General features: G+C 42.5%; 10 protein-coding genes. 7 read left to right on the top strand and 3 right to left on the bottom strand.

Annotation, left to right across the window (positions count from 1 at the left end; genetic code table 11):
• Positions 1–140: 140 nt before the first annotated feature.
• The 3 genes from IYN84_RS17200 (at position 141) to IYN84_RS17190 (ending at position 8,134) form a co-directional block, all read left to right on the top strand.
• The gene (locus IYN84_RS17200; RefSeq protein ID WP_196140501.1) at positions 141–5,150 is read left to right on the top strand and encodes an alpha-2-macroglobulin; all 5,010 of its coding nucleotides are present in this window, start codon (positions 141–143) and stop codon (positions 5,148–5,150) included.
• Between the two features lie 100 nt (positions 5,151–5,250).
• Positions 5,251–7,620: a penicillin-binding protein 1C gene (gene pbpC / locus IYN84_RS17195; protein ID WP_196140500.1), complete on the top strand. Its 2,370-nt coding sequence runs from the start codon at positions 5,251–5,253 to the stop codon at positions 7,618–7,620.
• Positions 7,621–7,723: 103 nt separating this feature from the next.
• Positions 7,724–8,134 (top strand): globin family protein, encoded by a 411-nt coding sequence (locus tag IYN84_RS17190; protein WP_196140499.1) that lies wholly within the window; start codon positions 7,724–7,726, stop codon positions 8,132–8,134.
• Positions 8,135–8,169: 35 nt separating this feature from the next.
• On the opposite strand, the gene xseA is transcribed toward IYN84_RS17190, so the two are convergent.
• Positions 8,170–9,534 carry an exodeoxyribonuclease VII large subunit gene (gene xseA, locus IYN84_RS17185; RefSeq protein WP_196140498.1) on the bottom strand — a complete coding sequence of 455 codons (1,365 nt, stop codon included), beginning with the start codon at positions 9,532–9,534 and terminating at the stop codon, positions 8,170–8,172.
• Positions 9,535–9,752: 218 nt separating this feature from the next.
• On the opposite strand from xseA, the gene guaB reads away from it, so the two are divergent.
• The 4 genes from guaB (at position 9,753) to IYN84_RS17165 (ending at position 13,842) form a co-directional block, all read left to right on the top strand.
• Positions 9,753–11,219 carry an IMP dehydrogenase gene (guaB, locus tag IYN84_RS17180; protein WP_196140497.1) on the top strand — a complete coding sequence of 489 codons (1,467 nt, stop codon included), beginning with the start codon at positions 9,753–9,755 and terminating at the stop codon, positions 11,217–11,219.
• A gap of 117 nt (positions 11,220–11,336) precedes the next feature.
• Complete coding sequence (gene guaA, locus IYN84_RS17175) at positions 11,337–12,917, top strand: glutamine-hydrolyzing GMP synthase (protein WP_196140496.1); 1,581 nt, start codon at positions 11,337–11,339, stop codon at positions 12,915–12,917.
• Between the two features lie 89 nt (positions 12,918–13,006).
• Complete coding sequence (gene tadA / locus IYN84_RS17170; protein WP_196140495.1) at positions 13,007–13,522, top strand: tRNA adenosine(34) deaminase TadA; 516 nt, start codon at positions 13,007–13,009, stop codon at positions 13,520–13,522.
• Between the two features lie 17 nt (positions 13,523–13,539).
• Positions 13,540–13,842, top strand: a complete 303-nt coding sequence (locus tag IYN84_RS17165) for a hypothetical protein (RefSeq protein WP_196140494.1) — start codon at positions 13,540–13,542, stop codon at positions 13,840–13,842.
• Between the two features lie 839 nt (positions 13,843–14,681).
• Here IYN84_RS17165 and IYN84_RS17160 read toward each other — a convergent pair.
• Positions 14,682–17,075, bottom strand: coding sequence for an aminotransferase class III-fold pyridoxal phosphate-dependent enzyme (locus tag IYN84_RS17160; protein WP_196140493.1), 2,394 nt, complete (start codon positions 17,073–17,075; stop codon positions 14,682–14,684).
• A 272-nt stretch (positions 17,076–17,347) separates the two neighbouring features.
• Complete coding sequence (locus IYN84_RS17155; RefSeq protein WP_210330668.1) at positions 17,348–18,022, bottom strand: hemolysin III family protein; 675 nt, start codon at positions 18,020–18,022, stop codon at positions 17,348–17,350.
• Positions 18,023–18,029 lie beyond the last annotated feature (7 nt).

Here is an 18,029-nt window from a genome sequence, read left to right as displayed (position 1 = left end):
CAGGCACTTCCTTACGTTAAACTAGAAAAAATCTATAAAGGTTATTTTATTCAGGTTATGAATATGTCGCTAACCTTAAAGACTTGGTTAACTCACGTTATCCTGATGAAAATTCTCAACACTAAGCCGAGACCAGCAGAATGAAAAAAGGGAATCTACTCACATTTGTCTTCATATTTCTATTATCTGCTTGCCAGCCAGATACAGAAAGTCAGCAGGAAGATGATAACACCACTAGTTCGAGTCAAAGCACGAGCTCAAAAAACAATAATGTTGCAAAGAATAAAATTGAGCCTGCTGGAAGTGATGCTGAAGACAAAGAGCAGCTAAGCTCTCCAGATAAAAGTTCTCTTTCAGAACAATTTGATGTAAATGAACAAAGGGAGGCTTTTGCCTATACACGATTCGAAGTACTGGACATTAGTGAAAGCGAATTTGACAAGACGCCGGTACTTGCGATTTCGTTCTCTGTACCGATTGAAGCGAGCGTCGATTTTAATCAGTACATCAAGGTTAGTGATAGTAAGGGCAGTGCTGTATCCGGTATGTGGATACTCAATAAAAGTCAGACGCGAGCTTATTTTAAAAACATAAATCCGTCTACTCGATATCGCGTAATGGTGGACAAAAATATTTCATCGATTACAGGTTCTCAATTAGCGTCTTCCAAATCAGTTACAGTCGATACAGCGCGTCTTGAAGATTCTGTACGATTTATTAATAAAGGCTTGATCTTGCCTGGAGACATTACCAATGGACTTGCTGTTGAGTCGATCAATGTGCGTGAAGTCGATATTAATTTTCACCGGATTAATGAGAATAAAGTTACTCAGATTCTACAAAATGTTTTTAAAGGTTACGGAGTCTATGCAGGAAATCTTCCTGACCTGTCAAAGCTCGTATACAGTGGTCGCTATAAGCTTGACTTTAAAACAAACCGGCGAATGACAACGAATATTCCGGTGCAAAACCTTGAAGCGCTCAAGCAGCCAGGTTTATATGTTGCGGTAATGGAGCCCGCAGGCGAATATCCATATCGTAAAGAAATAGCCACATTCTATATTTCTGATCTTGGACTACATATACGAAACTTTAACAAAGTTTCTGAGGTTCATGCTTTGTCAATCTCTGATGGCAGGCCAGTTAAAGATGTAGAGCTGAGTGTTATTGCTCACAATGGAAATCTTTTGGCAAAAGGTAAGACTGATCAAAAGGGGAATTACCGGTTAGCAAGTTGGAAAAATGAAGCCTCGATCTTAGCTAAAAAGGACGAGCACTTTGCGGTTATTCCTTTTTCTGCTCCTGCTCTGGATTTATCTGAACAGCTGAGCTATACCCGTAAACAGCAAAATACAGAGCTATTTTTATACGGTCCCAGAGATTTGTATCGTCCTGGTGAAACCATCAGAATTAGTGGTTTGCTGCGAGGAGTTGATGGTGAAATTCTCGCGTCTGTTCCGTTAAAAACAAGGTTGATTCGACCCGACGGAAAAGAGGTTAAGTCGTTTTCGTGGCATCCGGAAAAAGAGGGCTTCTACGCATACCGGTTTGAGACCGATAGAAGTTTTCAAACTGGAGAGTGGCGTCTTAAAGTTAAGCATCCTGGAGGAAATGAGTTCGAATATAGTTTTTCTCTCGAAGAATTTTTACCAGAAAGAATGCGGCTTTCTCTGCAGTCTTCGATAGAAAAAATTGCCACAGCTAAAGACAATATTTCTATATTCGGACAGGGTGACTATCTTTATGGTGCTCCGGCCGCAGGAAATAGAATTTCTGCAAGCATCGAAGTTAAGCCCGTTTATCAACCTTTGGAAGATTTTAAAAATTTCTATTTTGGCAAAGCGGAAGAAGGAGAGTCAGCAAGAAAAGTCACTCTTGAAGATAAGAAATTATCCGAGGCGGGAGGAGTAGAGTGGCACCTTCCCAATTTGTGGAGTAAGGAAACATTTCCAACACAATATGTTTTTGAAGCCAGCCTTTATGAGTCTGGGGGACGACCGGTAACTCGAAGGTTAAAACAGGTTATTTGGCCCGGAGATTTTCATTTCGGCATTCGACCATTAACTCAGGCTGATTATCAAAAGCCATTTCAAAATGCCAGGTTTGAAATGCTATTGGCGGACAAGCAGGGACAGCTTAGCGAAATAGGCGAGGTTGAAGTTGGACTTGTTCGCGAAAATTCAGATTACTACTGGAGAGCAAACCGAAATCATTGGGGATACTCTAGCAGTAGAAATGACAAAAAGGTTTATACTCGCGTTGTTCGTTCAAAAGAGAAACGACTCGACTTTGAACTGCCGTTGGAATATGGAACATATCGTCTTGAGCTAAGAGATAAAACAGGTCGTTTGAGAAATAGCTATCGCTTTTTTGCTGGTTGGTCCTGGGATGATGATGGCAGCGGGGCTATTTCAGGAGCCAGGCCGGATCGTGTGCGTCTTGAATTTAACCAGGACAATTACTCTGCCGGAGATATAGCAAAAATTAAACTACTTGCTCCTTTTAAAGGTCAGGCACTCATCAGGATTGAGGCTGATAAAGTGCTTTATGAAAAACAGCTTGAGCTAACATCTCTTGAAACTGAAATTTCCATTCCTGTCTCACAAGAGTGGAAACGCCATGATATCTATATCAGTGCGATGGTGATTGCTCCCCCGAAAAAGTTTAAAGAAGAATTTGAATTGCCCAAAAGAGCACTAGGGATAGAACCATTCAGGATAAGTCGCGACGCGCGCAAACTGTCATTGGAAATCGATTCTCCCAAAGTTATTGCTCCAGAGCAGACGGTTACTATTAAAGTCAGAAACTTATCCAATATTCACAAGTTGGATAAAGGTAAGACAACTTCCGCAAAAACATACGTTACTTTGGCTGCAGTAGATACTGGTGTTTTAAGTCTCTCAAATTATCAAACGCCCGATCCTCACCAGTGGTTTTATGGACAAAGACGCTACCAGGGAAATATTCGAGATAGTTTCAGCTATCTGATCAAGAATGAACAGGGCTCACAGGGAATTCTGAAATTTGGAGGTGATGCTGAACTTGCTCGCGGTGGAGAACAACCTGCCAGTGATGTGCAGATTGTCAGTCTGTATTCTGGCCTGATTGAGTTTGATCAGACCGGCACCGCTCAGATTAGTTTTGATCTTCCAAATTTCAATGGAGAGCTACGCTTGATGGCCGTGGCTTTTAGTGAAAATCGATTTGGTCACCAGGAAAAAACAATGACGGTCAGATCTCCATTCATTGCCGAAATATCGAAACCCCGATTCCTGGCTCTTAGTGACGAGACTCTGCTTGCTTTTGACTTACAGAATATGTCTGGTATTGAACAAAAACTAAAGCTCGAAATAAATGTTTCCGGCGCGTTGAAAGAGTTGACAGAAAAAAGAAATATAAGTCTGGCTGATGGTGAAAAAACGTTAGTAAAAATGCAGGTCAATGCTGCGATGATTGGCCTCGGAAAAATTAGTTTAAAATTAGCTGATGAGCAGGGTAATATTTTAGTATCTCGACAATGGAAGCTTGGAATTCGTTCTGCATATCCGGCAATATTTAAGCGTGACAGAAAAGTTATACAAAAGGGTGATGCATATACCCTGGATAAAAGCTGGGTGGATAATTTGATCGCCCAAACTGTCACAGCTAAAGTAACCTATTCTTCTCTCCCGCCATTAAATAGGGGGAATCATATTGAGCACCTTTTTCAATATCCTTACGGCTGTCTGGAGCAAACTTCTAGTCGCGCCTGGCCTCTGGTTAATTACCAGTCAGAGACCGACTGGTCTCAACTTAACGAGTATTCACAAAAAGTTTTATCAGAAAAAGAGAAGCACCTTGATGCAGCAATTCAGCGGATTAGCGGTATGCAACGAAGTGATGGCAGTTTCGGCTTATGGAGTAATCAGAGTCCCGAAAAACATTGGCTAAGCGCTTACGCATTGGAGTTTTTAACGACTGCAAAAGAAAAGGGGTACGCGGTCTCCGACTCTGTTTTAAAGAAAGGCTATAGCCGATTACAGGAGTATGTGAAATCCATTAGCCCGATTTATTCTGAGCGTCGTTATTATTCTTACTATCCAGAACATTATGGCTTAGCTTTTAGAGCTTATGCTGCATATCTTCTAGCGAAAAATAATCAAATTAATCTGAGCGATGTCAGGCAGATTAAAAATCATTATGAAGGTAAGAGTAAATCAGGTTTACCATTAGCGCATCTGGCAGCGGCACTTGAATTGCTTGGGGATGCACAGTCGGCAACTTTATTGTGGCAAAAAGCTTTTGCTTTCAGAGATTATCGGCATTGGTATTTGGGTGACTATGGTTCTCGAGTGAGAGATCTGGCATGGATAATGACTTTAGCATCTCAAAGTCGATTAAAGCTGCAGTATCAGGATCTAATTCTTCAGGTCAATGACGCTTTGCTTGAGAAGGAGTGGTTTAGTACCCAGGAGCGATACGCACTTTATCGTTTGTCCCATGAACTTGATATGGCAACAGGAGATTCCTGGGAAGTTGAAATTAAGCAGGCTGCGGAATCTATCAGAAAAATTACTTCTGAAAAAGGGTATACGCGCGCGCTTGATGTCAAAAACTTTTTAGCTGAACAATCCGTTAGCTTAACCCGGGGAGAAAGTTTGTTTATTGATTTGCAATTGACAGGATATCCACAAAAAATGCCGGAACAGGAGTCAAATGGAGTAACTGTTAAACGTCGCTATTATCATTTGGATGGCAAAAAAAGAGAGCTCAAATCAGTTAAGTCCGGAGAATATGTATTAGTCAGAGTGGATTTGTTAGCTGAAGAAAGAATGCCTGAAGCATTAATGGTTGATATGTTACCGGCAGGGTTCGAGCTGGATAATCCCGGACTGGAATACACCTATGATTATTCTGAAGTTAAAATTGAGGGTTTTCCTGTTAGTCGTTGGTTAAATGAAAATGAAATAGCCCATGAGGAGTTCAGAGATGATCGCTATGTCGCTGCGATTGAGTTGAGAGAAAACCAATGGAGCAGTCTTTTCTACCTGATGCGAGCGGTTACTCCCGGAGAATACAGAGTTCCGCCGACTCAGGTAGAGGATATGTATCGGCCTCACCTGAGAGCTGTAGGAGAAAGCATTTCTCCGGTGAAAGTTTTGCCACGCTAGCACTATGATCAACTAGAGTAATGAATGATTTGAGTAGTGAGCAATTAAAGTGATGATCAATCAAAGTTGTGATCAATTAAAGTTGTGATCGATTAAAAAAATGAGCAATGAAAGGATATACATGTTCGCCCGGTTTGAAACACGATTTGCCTGGATAAAAACGCTGTTGTTATTACCTCTTGTTGGTTTGGCAATTGGTATGACTGCGTTTTTCATATTTGACTGGATAAATCCTTTTCCTCCGCAACAGCTGAACAAGGCTTTCTCACAACTGGTCGTAGACCGCAATGGAAAACCTTTGCGTGCTTTTGCCGATAGCAACGGGGTTTGGCGATATCCGACTACTCTGGCAAAGGTTTCGCCGCTTTATATAGATGCTTTGATTAACTATGAAGATCGACGCTTTTGGCAGCATAAAGGCGTCAATACTTTGTCTATGTTAAGAGCAATTTTTCAATGGCTCTACTATGGTAAGCCGGTAAGTGGTGGCTCAACGATTAGTATGCAGGTTGCTCGAATTCTGGAGCCGCATCAACGAAGTATTCGCGGTAAACTCTGGCAAATACTACGAACGACTCAACTAGAGTGGCATTTGAATAAAGAAGAAATTCTAACCCTTTATTTGAATTATGCGCCTTACGGAGGACCAGTTGAAGGAATAGAAGCGGCAACATTTACATATCTTGGAAAATCGGCAAAATACTTAACTCACGCGGAGGCTGCTTTAATGGCAGTTTTGCCGCAAAGACCGAGTGCTCTTAGGCCAGATCGCTTTCCACAGCGTGCTGAGCTGGCGAGGAATAAAGTATTAAAACGTCTGTCAGATTTTTCTGTTTGGTCGACAAAGGCTGTAGAGCAGGCTTTCGATGAGCCAGTAGTCGCTATGTTCCATTCCAGACCGTTAGATGCACCATTGCTATCTCGAATGCTAGTGGGACAAAATAAAGATAAACCTCTCATTAATTCAACCATTGACAAGGATATCCAGATTTTGGTGGCTGATGAAATAAAGGAATACCTTTATCGATTTTCAGAAAATACATCTGCATCTGCGTTGCTATTAGAAAACCAGTCTATGAATGTGTTGGCATATGTTGGAGCTGCCGATTTTGGCAACCCTCTGCGTCATGGACACGTGGATATGAATCGAGCCATACGTTCGCCTGGCTCCACTCTAAAGCCGTTTATATTTGGAATGGCATTGGATGAAGGACTCATTCATTCGCAATCACTGCTTCAAGATGTACCATTAACGTTTGATGATTACGCTCCTGAAAACTTTACAAAAAATTACTCAGGGGCTGTCTCTGCAGAACATGCTTTGCAACAAAGTCTTAACTTGCCTGCGGTGCAACTATTAAAAGAAATTGAGCCAGTAAACTTTGCGGAGAAGCTAGAAGGTGCAGGCCTAAAACTTTTTTTGCCCGGGGACCACAAACCGTCTCTCTCGATTGCGCTTGGTGGTGCCGGAATTCGGTTAGTCGATCTTGCCGGGGCATATCGAGCTCTGGCTAGAGACGGTATTGCTGGTCAACCTCGCTTTCTAAAAAGCACTCCTTTGATAGAAAAGCACTTGCTTTCAAAGGAAGCAGCGTGGATTACCGCCAACATGCTTTCTAAAGTACCATTAGAGGCAAGTCAGACAAGCCCGTTTTTTAAAAGGCACAAGCGTTGGCTAGCGCATAAAACAGGCACCAGTTATGGATATCGTGATGCGTGGATGGCTGCAGTGAGTAGAGATTACACATTGATTGTCTGGGTGGGTAAACCTGATGGAACACCGTCGCCCGGAGAGTTCGGTCGTCGCACTGCAGGACCTCTGGTGAATCGAATTCTCAATGTTTTGCCAAACCAGTTTACCGAGCAACCCGAAAAACCGGAAAATGTAGTAGCAAAAAGCATTTGTTGGCCTATGGGGAAAGCTGAGCAACTCACTGAGAAAAAGCATTGTCATGAAAAAAAGACTGCATGGACAATTGATCATGTAACCCCGTCGACATTAACCACAGCAAACTTTAATCGGAAAAATCCGATTACTATTCAGATTAATCAACAAGGAGAAAGAGTTTTTCAGGATTGTGTGCAAGGCGTGACAACTACCGTCAAAGTTGCACTATGGCCACCGAGAGTAGAGCACTGGTTACCCAAAAATTTTCGAGCGAGCTCACTTCTTCCACCATTGTCTTCCTTATGTCGACATAAGGAAAGGCTATCTGAAAATCTGGTTATAGTCGGGGTTAAGCATGATAGCCGAATTTCTCTTCCACCTAGTCATGACAAGTCGCTTGAGTTAAGCTTGTCGGTTTTAGGTGGATACGGAGAAATAACCTGGTTACTCAATGGTGAGCTAGTTGAAAAAAGTTCTGGCGATCAAAAAATCCAGCTGGGAAATTTCAAACAGGGTGAAAATAGAATTGTTGTTTTAAGCCAGAACGGACAAATGGGGGAGCTGAGTTTTTATCTTCATTAACCGATCAATTTTCACTTTTATAGCATTTCGAGCAAACTACTTTTGTTTTTTAAACAACATTGACTATAGTTAATGCTGAATATCCAGTTTAGGAGAGTTTTGCATGTCTATAACAGAAAGACAAAAGCAACTGGTTCGAGAAAGCTTTGCTAAAGTTACACCTATATCGGAAGCTGCCGCTGAAATATTCTACGGAAAACTATTTGAAATTTCTCCCGAGGTTAGGAGACTATTTAAGGGAGATTTAAAAAAGCAGGGCAAAATGTTAATGCAAACGCTGTCTTTAGCGGTAAAGGGGCTGGATAACTTACCCGGTCTTGTGCCCGTATTACAGAAGCTGGCTGAGCGGCATATACAATATGGTGTGCGCGAAGAAGATTATACCCCCGTTGGAAATGCTTTGTTGTTAACATTGAAAGCCGGTCTGGGGGATGATTTTGATCAGGAAACAAGAGACGCCTGGATTGCTACTTATCGGTTAATTGCGGCAACAATGAAATCTCACGCATACTGAAAATCTCACGCGTACTAAATTAGTAACCCGAGGCTTTAACTATTTTTGATTCCTGTTACCCTGGCAGTTGCTTTGCCATCGACAAGAATTATTTCCAGCTCCTGTTGTTGGCTAAGCTGAGAAATACTTGAGACTACACTCTTATTTTTTTCGTCCCTGACAATCGAAAAACCGCGGCTTAGTGTTTTTAGCGGACTTAAAGTTTCCAGCGCGGATGCTTTTAACTGAAACCTGTGTAGTTGCTTGTTAATAGAATTGCTCATTGACTGGTTAAGCTTTAACTTCAGGTTCTCGAGTCGATTTTGATGCTCGCCTAATTTAAGCGATGGGTTATTGCGATTTAGTTTTACTGATAGCGAGTCAAGTGCTTTCTGTTTTGAGTGATGGGTTTCACTCAGACTAAATTTAAGCTGTTGGGTAAGATTGTTAAGTTTGAGCTGACTACTTTCGATAGTTGTTGAAGGATCGGCAAGTTTGAGTTTGGCTAGATTTAACCGGTTAACCAGAGTTTCCAGTTTCAGTCGTACTAATTGAAATAAACGCAGTGATAATTGATCGACCCGTTGAATCAATGAGTCCTGTTCCGGAGACAATAGCTCTGCCGCAGCTGATGGCGTTGCTGCTCTCAGGTCGGCGACTAATTCTGCAATGGTTAGATCGACTTCATGTCCAATCGCGGCAACAGTAGGTATTTTTAGTTCTGCAAGTCGATATGCCAGCTTTTCGTCATTAAAGCACCATAAATCTTCCAGAGAGCCTCCTCCTCGAGTAATCAGGAGTACATCACATTCGTTTCTTTTTTCAGCAATATCTATCGCATTGATGATGGCATTTGTCGCGGAAGCTCCTTGAACCTGAGTCGGGTAGATGATAACAGGAATCATAGGACAGCGCCTTGACAGAACCGTCAACACATCATGAATCGCAGCGCCGGTTGGCGACGTAATGACTCCGATACGCTTCGGAAATCTGGGTAAAGCCAGTTTATTTTCCTGACTAAACAGCCCTTGTGCCTGAAGATCAGTGATAAGCTGTTTGAGTTTTTGCTGCAACACTCCTTCACCGGCAGGCTCCATATAATCAGCGATAAGCTGATAATCACCTCTGGCTTCGTAAAGACTGACCTTACCTTTGACAATGACCTGATCGCCTTCACTGGGCGAAAATCTCAGAGTTTGAGCCTTGAAGCGGAACATCGCGCAGCGGATTTGGGCACTGTCATCCTTTAAGCTAAAATACCAATGACCGGATGCTGCTCGGGTTAAGTTTGATATTTCTCCGGTTAGCCAGATACTACCGAGCTCTATTTCGAGACAAGTTTTGGCCTGCCTGTTTAGCTGGGTAACGGTGAGCACTACACGCTTAGGCGGCTCTTGAGGTTGTAATACCGGTTGAATCATATGTTTTATAGGGTCAACTCGAAAATTGTATGACAGATTGTAACCCAGGCACCGGCAATATTCAGTGCCCAGGCCTGATTTTGTTATTTGTTCGCTAACTTCAATAAAAACAATAGATTGCCATATAAATTTTCTATAGAAAAAATTGTTACTCTGCACCAATCTCTGTATAATCCCGCTTTGGCTGCAAGGCCCTTCTAAAAATGGTGACTTTTAATATGCGAATCACTCAAGAAGCTCTTACATTTGACGACGTATTACTCATTCCTGCCCACTCTCAAGTTCTGCCTAATGAAGTCTGTCTGAAGACTCAGCTAACTAGAGAAATCCAGTTAAATATCCCTCTGGTGTCTGCTGCAATGGATACAGTGACCGAGGCGAATCTGGCGATTGCTCTTGCACAAGAAGGTGGAATAGGCTTCATCCATAAAAATATGGATATCGAGAGTCAGGCAGCAGAAGTACTCAAAGTAAAGAAATTTGAAAGCGGTGTAGTGACTGACCCAATTACAGTTGCTCCCGGCACCAGTATTGCTGAGCTCAAAGCAATTACTTCAAGAAACGGGATTTCAGGACTTCCTGTAGTAGACGGTGAAGAATTGGTTGGTATTGTTACCAGCCGAGATATTCGCTTCGAAACCCATCTTGATCGTCCCGTTTCCACTGTTATGACGGCTAAAGACAAACTGGTCACAGTTACTGAAGAAGCAACACAGGAAGAAGTTCTTAAACTCATGCACAAGCACCGTATCGAAAAGGTGCTGATGGTCGATAATGATTTCCATCTAACCGGTTTGTATACCGTAAAAGATATCCAAAAAGCTGAAGACAAGCCCAATGCCTGTAAAGACTCTCTTGGTCACTTGCGGGTTGGCGCAGCAGTTGGAACAGGCCCGGATACCAATGAAAGGGTAGCTGCGTTAGTAGCTGCTGGTGCTGATATTATCCTGGTTGACACCTCCCATGGTCATTCTCAAGGTGTACTGGATAAGGTTAAGTGGGTTAAAGAAACTTACCCGCAAGTACAGGTGATCGGCGGTAACATTGCAACGGCACAAGGGGCTAAAGATCTGGTTGCTGCCGGAGCGGATGGCGTTAAAGTTGGAATTGGACCAGGCTCAATCTGTACAACTCGTATCGTAACCGGGGTAGGGGTACCACAAATTAGTGCGGTAAATAATGTTGCGCAAGCGCTGGAAGGAACAGGCGTTCCGCTAATTGCAGATGGAGGCATTCGGTATTCTGGTGATATGTGTAAAGCTCTGGCTGCCGGTGCATATTCGGTAATGGTTGGCTCTATGCTAGCCGGAACTGAAGAAGCGCCAGGTGAAGTTGAGCTTTTCCAGGGGCGTTCATATAAATCTTATCGTGGTATGGGGTCTCTGGGCGCGATGCAGCAAAAGCATGGCTCTGGCGACCGTTATTTCCAATCTTCCAATGCTGCGGATAAGTTTGTTCCGGAAGGCATTGAGGGACGTGTTCCTTATAAAGGTCCAATCAATGCGATCGTTCATCAGATGCTTGGTGGTTTACGTTCATCAATGGGGTTGACGGGTTGTAAAGATATCGCCGAATATCGCACCAAAACAGAGTTTGTGAAGGTAACCGCTGCTGGTATGCGTGAAAGCCACGTACATGATGTTCAGATTACTAAAGAAGCGCCTAACTATCAGGTATCGAAATAGTTTATAACCTACTGATTAGTTAGCGAAAATAACGAAATTTTCCTACTATTGATAAGCCGCAGTTTATTTTAACTGCGGCTTTTGATTTTCAGCAAATGACCGAAAGGTAAGTCACTAATGTCAACTGATATTCACTCTCAAAAAATACTGATTCTCGATTTTGGATCGCAATATACTCAGTTAATTGCTCGCCGTGTGCGTGAAATAGGCGTTTATTGCGAGCTTTGGGCATGGGATGTTGATGATGAATCCATCAAGGAGTTCAACCCAACCGGTATCATCTTATCTGGTGGTCCGGAAAGTGTAACCGAAGAAGGTTCTCCTCGAGCGCCTGAATATGTCTTTAATGCAGGCGTTCCGGTATTAGGAATTTGTTATGGCATGCAAACCATGTCGCATCAAATGGGAGGTCAAGTTCAAGCGGCTACAGATGAGCGTGAATTTGGATATGCTCAGGTCGAAAAGATTGCAACTTGTAAACTGTTTGAAGCCATTGAAGACTCTGTTGCTGAAGACGGTAACGGGTTACTGGATGTATGGATGAGTCATGGTGACAAGGTAACTGACATTCCGGATTCATTTCAAACTGTTGCCACCACGCCAAGCTGCCCTCATGCAGCCATGGCGAATGAAGAAAAAAGGTTTTATGGGATTCAGTTCCATCCAGAAGTTACTCACACCAAACAGGGCAGTCGAATTCTAGAGCGTTTCGTAATGGATATCTGTGGCTGTGAAAAGCTTTGGACATCAGCATCTATTATTGAAGATGCGATAGAACAAATTAAAGAAAAAGTCGGCAATGATGAGGTTGTATTAGGTCTTTCTGGCGGTGTAGATTCATCAGTAACGGCGATGTTATTACATCGTGCTATCGGCGATAAACTAACCTGCGTATTTGTCGACAATGGCTTACTACGATTAAATGAAGCGCATCAAGTTATGGAAATGTTCGGTGATCATTTCGGTTTGAACATTATCCACATTGACGCTGAAGATCGTTTCTTAAATGAACTAAAAGGTGTTAATGACCCTGAGCAGAAACGTAAAGTGATTGGTCGCGTATTTGTCGAAATTTTTGATGAAGAAGCGAGTAAGTTGAAAGACGCAAAATGGCTAGCTCAGGGAACAATTTACCCTGATGTAATCGAGTCGGCGGGTTCTAAAACTGGTAAAGCGCATGTCATTAAATCGCATCACAATGTTGGTGGTCTACCGGAAGATATGGAGCTTGGATTAGTCGAGCCATTAAGAGAATTGTTCAAAGATGAAGTTCGTAAGATTGGTCTAGAGTTAGGTCTTCCTTACGATATGCTATATCGTCACCCATTCCCCGGCCCAGGTTTAGGGGTTCGCGTGTTGGGTGAAGTGAAAAAAGAATACTGTGACTTGCTTCGTCGAGCTGATGCTATCTTCATAGAAGAGTTGCATAAAGCTGATTTATACCACAAGGTCAGTCAGGCATTTACGGTCTTTTTACCAGTACGTTCTGTCGGCGTAATGGGCGATGGTCGTAAATATGATTACGTAGTTGCGATTCGCGCAGTGGAAACTATCGATTTTATGACCGCGCATTGGGCACACTTACCCTATGATTTACTGGGCACGGTTTCTAATCGAATTATCAATGAAGTTGACGGTATTAGTCGTGTGACTTACGATATTTCCGGTAAGCCGCCGGCTACTATTGAGTGGGAATAGTAGACGAAGAGTCAAGTACTAAGAAAAAAACGATTAAAATGGCGGATTAACTTTTTGTGGTCCGCCATTTTATTATTTAGAGCCAAACAATGTCCGAAATTGAAGATATAGCAAGCCACGAACACTGGATGCGAAAAGCGCTGGCGCTCGCCAAAAAAGCTGAGTTATTAGGTGAAGTACCTGTTGGCGCAGTTCTGGTTAAGGACGGGCAAATCATTGGTCAGGGATATAATCACCCCATTGCTTTACATGACCCCTCTGCTCATGCCGAGATCATGGCATTAAGGGAAGCGGGTCAACATCTACAGAACTATCGCCAAATTGAAACCACTATGTACATTACCCTGGAGCCCTGCGCAATGTGTGCAATGGCAATGGTGCACGCCAGAGTGCAAAGAGTGGTTTTTGCCACTCGAGAGCCAAGAACAGGGGCGGGTGGTAGTTTATATCAGTTGCTTCAACATAGTGGTCATAATCATCAAATTGATATTATTGAAGGTGTTTTGCAGGAAGAAAGTTCAGAAATGTTGAAGCGATTTTTTAAACAAAAAAGGGAAGTTTCTAAGCAAGCTAAAACAAATAACCAGCCTGGAAATAGAGAATAAAAGCGATATTTTAACTAATGAATACTGAAAAAACGCAAGAAAATAAAAGCGACATCGAGGTTCCTTTATTTATCAGAGGAGCGCTTATCTTTGTCGCCGTTGCGATTAATTTGCCTGTTTTGTTTAGTGACTTTAATCTTTCTAATATTACTTCATTTATATTTCTGGTAACGAAGAATCTGGTTTTATTGCCAGGAGTATTTCTGATTGTTGGAATACTACTTAGACTAAGAGATGATACCTTTAGATTATCTAATTCATACTATCTGGGAGTATTGATGGCTATTGTGCTTACCGTACAAAGTATTAGAGGGGAGTGACTAGTTTTAATATGAGTATATAAAGCAAGTGAATTTCGAAAATATAATGACTGGTTTCTAAAGGGGACGTTTTGAACTTTTGATAAAAGTTCTTTAAACCTTAATTTCGCAGCGCTGCGCTTTCCTGCGAGATACTTTTTTCAAGAGCGAAAAAAGTACCCAAAAACGCCCTTTTTCGCTGCGCTGGCATTCTTACTTGAGCGCGTTAATATCTCCTAAATCTTTAACATAGATAAAACTGATAATTGCTATCGCACTCTCGGCGTAATCGCAGCCAAAAGCTAGGCATAGTTGCTTTAGTGCTGAGGTTATTAATTAAGTTAAACTCTAGCTGTAATACCAATCCAAACCTTTAACCTATTTCGATCGGTTCTGGTTGAAAAGTTTCTTTTGGGTTTGTCATTTTTTTCTTTAGCTGTCTTAACGGCCTTGTGGAATGAATGGTTCTTCAGACAAGCAGGGTGAATGTTTGAGCGCAGCGAGTTTTTACCCTGCCTGAAGGAGCTCTTGCCAGTTGAAAATTGGCAAAGGCTTAGATTAAATTGAAAGCCAGCAGGAACTAGTTAACTCAGCTTTAGGGCATTTTTTGGTGACTTTTTATTGCTCTTGACAAAAAGTTACTCGCACGCAAGCGCAGCGGTGCGAAACTGTTTTTAGTTATTTTTAATAATGCTTTTTAACAATAAAATAAAAAGTTCCCCTTTAGTGAGACTACTGTCATTGATATTGGATAATATCAAGTATTAAACTAATAGCTATGAAACCAGTCATTTTATTTTTCTCTTAATTTTACCTCTCAAAATTAGAGTGTAAAGTAGTAATATTCTATTTTTCTAACGTTAAACCCGAGCTCCATCCTCAGCCAGAATTAGTTCCAGCTTACCAAGGAAAAATTCCAGATCCTCTTTCGAAAAAGCCAAAGGTGGTTTGATTTTAAAAACATTATGAAAAGGTCCTTCAGTAGTTAGCAGGATGCCTTCGCTTTTTAAACGCTCAATAACATAATCAATCTGTTCAATCGCAGGCTCCAGCGTATCCAGATCTTTAACGAATTCGGCTCCGACAAACATTCCCAATCCTCGAACATCACCAATAACCGGGAACTTTTTCTGCAACGCTATAAGTCCGTCAACCAGCGCGTTACCCATCGATAAAGCATGTTCCATCAGGTTTTCCTTTTCCACAACATCGAGTACTGCGCTTCCGATTGCGCAAGACACTGGATTGCCACCGAAAGTATTGAAATATTCCATTCCGGTTACAAAGGCGTCGGCAATTTCCTTGGTTGTAACAACCGCTGCCAGCGGGTGACCATTGCCGAGGGGTTTTCCGATAGTGACAATATCTGGAATTGCATCCTGTGTTTGAAATGCCCACCAGTGGCTGCCAACTCTGCCCATCCCCACCTGAACTTCGTCGGCAATACAAATACCTCCCGCTTCTCGAACAAATTGATAGGCATTTTTTAAATAGCCCGGCGGGTGAATAACTTGTCCCCCGACACCCTGGATAGACTCGCAGATAAACGCACAGACCGGATGACCTGACTCTTCAAATTCTTTAACTGCCCGCTTAACGTCCAAAGCATATTGATAGCCAACTTCTTCGTTTCTTCCGCGGTACTTTCCACGAAAGGGATCGGGAACAATAGTCTGTTTAACCCATTCGGGCGAGCCATTACCGCCCGGACCGTCAAATTTATATGGGCTAATCTCAATACAGCCATTGGTATTGCCATGATAGGCGCCTTCGACAACAACCATGGATTTGCGCTGGGTATATTGTCTTGCCAGTCGTAGCGCCAGTTCATTGGCTTCGCTGCCAGAGTTAACAAACATGCAGACACTGAGTTCTTCCGGCATGGTCGCCAATAACTTTTTAGAAAAGGTAACAATGTTGTCGTGAAGATAACGGGTATTAGTGTTGAGTTTCGCCATCTGTTTTTGACCGGCAAGGACCACGTCAGGATGACAGTGTCCCACGTGACAGACGTTATTCACCATATCCAAATAACGGCTACCGTCTTCCCGGTAGAGATAGGCGCCTTTGCCTTCAACAATTTTCAACGGCTGTTTGTAAGCCAGGGATAAATTTTCACTCAGGTGCGTTTTTCGATAACGAATTATTTCCTCCTGGTTATCAGCATTTTCTGAAAGTCCGCATTGAAATTTCAATTTTAACTTTAGTGAAACAGGGTCGATAGTATTCAGTTTCTTTAGTGTTTCCCAGGCTCCATTTTGCGAAACCAGAAGGTAGTCATTTTCCGGATTTTGTTGATATTCATAACTAGACATACATAAGCTGACCGCAAGCCGGGCCTTTATGAAGGAAAGTAATACTTCTATTTCTTGAGCAGTAAGCGGGTTGTTTTGATGATAGCTTACAACCAAGTTCGTTAGCGGCTGCTCAATTTCATCCTGACTCATCAGCGCGTATGCGGCAGCGATGGCAAGTTCTGCGATCCTGAAAGTATGGACCATATCGCCAAAGTCAAATAGCCCGCTGACCATTTTTTGCTCCGGGTTTACCAGCAGGTTATAGTCATTGGCATCGTTATGAATAATTTGCTCAGGTAGTTCAGCCATCAGTGGGACAACCAAGGTCTCAAACTCATTCAGAATTTGCTGAATCGTTTTGTTGTTATCTTCACCTTTAATTGCCTCAACATGTGACCGAATAACTGATGACGCGTTACGCAGATCCCAGATCAAAAAACGGTGACTTTGTGGATGCTTAAAGCTTTTCAGTACCTTGTCAGTATTTGCCAAAGCTTTGCCCAGACTAGAAAAGTATTGCGGCGAGTCGATAGTTTGTTTTGCCCAGAGATCGCCTTCAAGAAAACTGATGACTCGCATAAAGCAGTTACGCCCCAGCTGATCCTGAACCGCGACCAGTGCCGCGCCGGTTTTCTTGCTAACCAGTAACTCGGGAACGGAAATTTCTTTCAGCTTTTGACTAAGAAGTGTCATTGCCTGGTTTTCAAAGTCCAGCGAAGACTTATCTTGTAAAGGGTTGGCAATCTTTATCACAAACTTGTCACCGGAATCGGTAATTAGCAAACGGTTCAGGTCGCAATAACTTGGTAACTCCGACAACTCGCCTTCCAAGTTGAAATGCTCGGCAATTAGCGCGCGAATATCTTGAATAGATAAAGCCGGGGAGTTTGAAAGCGGATTGCTGTTATTCGGAGATTGATCTTGATTGAGACTATCGATTTTGGTCGTTTGTGTCATGCTGCATGCTCTTTTGGGAAAGAGGTTAATTGTAAGAGTTTATATTGTGTGCGAAAGATTGTAGCCTTTTTCTTAAGACAGGCATAGATAAGAATTATTCCTGTATTCTGCATCGGTTATTGAGAAGTAAAGGAAGGCTGAGTTTAAACCTGTCAGTTAAGATAAAACAAAACAAAACAAGGTGGAGCAGAAGTAAGGAAAAGAAAGGGGCTGTTTCACTCTTTAAAGTAACGAGACAGCCACTGCGATCACATTTTTATTGGAAGGATTGTCTAGATCACGAAGCCATAGACGGTCGCAAAATGACAACCACAACCGCCGACAACAAATAAGTGCCAGATTGCGTGGGTAAATCGTCTATGTTTGGCGACATAAAATAAAACGCCTATACTGAATAGCATTCCGCCAGCAAGCAAAAGCCATAAACCTCCGGCTGGAACCGCTTGAATTAAAGGGTAGGCCAGGAGTACTGCAAACCATCCCATGGCAAGGTAAGTGCCAACTGCTACTTTCGGAAATCGTGAGCGCGTTATGAGCTTGAAGCTGATTCCGACAAGTGCCAGAGTCCAGATAAAGATCATGCTGACTAGTGAGACGGTTCCCTCCAGAGAAACAAGCAACAAAGGTGTATAAGTACCTGCGATCAAGAGGTAGATCGCTGAATGATCAAACAACTTGAGTGCCGCTTTGGCTCTGGGGTGCGAGATACCATGGTAGATACTTGAAGCCAGAAACATCAACACCAGTGTTCCGCCGTAAATACTAACGCTGGTGATAGCTGTAGCTCCTTTAGCTTTCAGAATAAGAAACACGAGGCCAACGATAGCAACAACCAACCCGAGTCCATGAGTTAGGGTATTAAGAAACTCTTCAGTTTTAGAGTAACCTGTTGATTTTAAATGGTTCGCTTTCATGGTGAATACAAAATTAGCTAGTGGTTGGACCATTCTAGCT

Origin of the sequence: Aliikangiella sp. G2MR2-5 (assembly GCF_015687155.1) — a bacterium.
Lineage (GTDB): Bacteria > Pseudomonadota > Gammaproteobacteria > Enterobacterales > Kangiellaceae > Aliikangiella.
The sequence above is the reverse complement of the archived record's forward strand: the minus strand, read 5'-3'. Positions and strand labels throughout refer to the sequence as shown.

Coding starts and splice junctions, on each gene's coding strand:
- IYN84_RS17200 (WP_196140501.1), top strand. CDS start 141: ATGAAAAAAGGGAATCTACTCACATTTGTCTTCATATTTCTATTATCT.
- pbpC (WP_196140500.1), top strand. CDS start 5,251: ATGAGCAATGAAAGGATATACATGTTCGCCCGGTTTGAAACACGATTT.
- IYN84_RS17190 (WP_196140499.1), top strand. CDS start 7,724: ATGTCTATAACAGAAAGACAAAAGCAACTGGTTCGAGAAAGCTTTGCT.
- xseA (WP_196140498.1), bottom strand. CDS start 9,534: ATGATTCAACCGGTATTACAACCTCAAGAGCCGCCTAAGCGTGTAGTG.
- guaB (WP_196140497.1), top strand. CDS start 9,753: ATGCGAATCACTCAAGAAGCTCTTACATTTGACGACGTATTACTCATT.
- guaA (WP_196140496.1), top strand. CDS start 11,337: ATGTCAACTGATATTCACTCTCAAAAAATACTGATTCTCGATTTTGGA.
- tadA (WP_196140495.1), top strand. CDS start 13,007: ATGTCCGAAATTGAAGATATAGCAAGCCACGAACACTGGATGCGAAAA.
- IYN84_RS17165 (WP_196140494.1), top strand. CDS start 13,540: ATGAATACTGAAAAAACGCAAGAAAATAAAAGCGACATCGAGGTTCCT.
- IYN84_RS17160 (WP_196140493.1), bottom strand. CDS start 17,075: ATGACACAAACGACCAAAATCGATAGTCTCAATCAAGATCAATCTCCG.
- IYN84_RS17155 (WP_210330668.1), bottom strand. CDS start 18,022: ATGGTCCAACCACTAGCTAATTTTGTATTCACCATGAAAGCGAACCAT.